This window comes from Marivita lacus (assembly GCF_014637725.1).
GTDB lineage: Bacteria > Pseudomonadota > Alphaproteobacteria > Rhodobacterales > Rhodobacteraceae > Marivita > Marivita lacus.
The window spans coordinates 1-1,252 of record NZ_BMFC01000052.1 but is presented as its reverse complement, the minus strand read 5'-3'; the positions used below and the strand labels follow the sequence as shown (position 1 = coordinate 1,252).

The window sequence follows — 1,252 nt, the reverse complement described above, 5'->3', positions numbered from 1 at the left end:
GGTCATCGGGGTCTCCATCGGTTCGTGGTTGAAGCTTGCAAACTCCACCATAACCGACATCCTCGATGGCCACCCCGGTTACACCGCCAGCGCGATGTGAAAGTCCACCACGTCCGTGGACACTACCAAATTGAGCTGAACTAAGTGTAAGATGTCCTGGATAGCTCGCTCGAGAGATATGTACCAGTCGTTGAAGTTGGACACGGCGTTCAGTTTGCTATGATATCCATGGGAATGCTCCTCCTCTGTTTCCATGACAATAGTCACAGTCTTGGAGGGAAAGCAGTTCAGCCTATTAGGTCACTGGCAATGCCCGGATGTTGACAGCTTTTGAGACCTGATGCAGCAAGCGCGTGACCGCCATCAGGATGTCGAGAAAGGTTTCTCACAAGGTGCCAGACGAGAAAAGATCACTCTGACGCCTCAAGTCATGCATGACCTGCCCATTGGGGTCCTTCCTGGGCGTTATTTTTTTATCAATAGATCATCTGGTGATGTCCCAGCCGCAACAGCTTCCTTGAACCAAGCAGGCTGACGCCCTTTGCCAGTCCATACGATAGCCGCATTCTCGGGGTGCTGGTATTTTGGAATGCTCGGCAGTTTTGGAGAATTTTTCCCTGAGCCGAAAAGATCATTCAATGAGAATCCCGCGTCGCGCGCAGCCGCTTCTGCCGCGGCCAAAGCTTCCTTTCGTTTTCGTGATTCAAATGATGAAATCGCTTTGGAAACATCTTTCTGGAGTGTCTTTAGCTCATCAAGTGACAGGTTTGTGAGATCAATCAGCATAATAGCCTCCGAATTTTTAGCAATAATTTTCTATTAGATTTACGTGTAACAGCAATCCAGACACTGTGTCCATGTGAATTCTTACCAGTTATTGCAACAGGTTTCATCACTCTACCTCTATTGTTTTTTCTATGCGGTTCAGCTCGCGCGCGCATGATCACCAGTCCTACAGACACACTCCAATCCTGTTTGCCCAACAGGGAAGTGTGACACTTCTTTGCAGATGTGGGACATTCTAACTTTGCGCGTATGTGAACTCACGGTGAAGTGCAGTTCTGGATATCTCGTTTTATTCCAGTCGGTTCTGAATTTCCATCATCTTGCTCTCGAAGACTTCTACCGGTGTTCGAAAGCCGAGGCATTTGCGCGGCGTTGTGTTGAGGCGGTGGCAAATCGACTTCAAATATCGATTTGTCAGCGCCGTCGGTTCGGTCGAGCGGGGCAGGTACTTTCTCAACCTGTTGTT

1 protein-coding gene and 1 pseudogene are annotated in these 1,252 nt (G+C 49.0%); both read right to left on the bottom strand.

Translation table 11 applies throughout. The features are described 5' to 3' along the window. Nucleotides 1-465 precede the first annotated feature (465 nt). Nucleotides 466-786: an H-NS histone family protein gene (locus tag IEV82_RS23420; protein ID WP_308420473.1), complete on the bottom strand. Its 321-nt coding sequence runs from the start codon at nucleotides 784-786 to the stop codon at nucleotides 466-468. A 289-nt stretch (nucleotides 787-1,075) separates the two neighbouring features. Further along, nucleotides 1,076-1,252, bottom strand: a pseudogene (locus tag IEV82_RS23860) (IS30 family transposase); the annotation flags it as partial.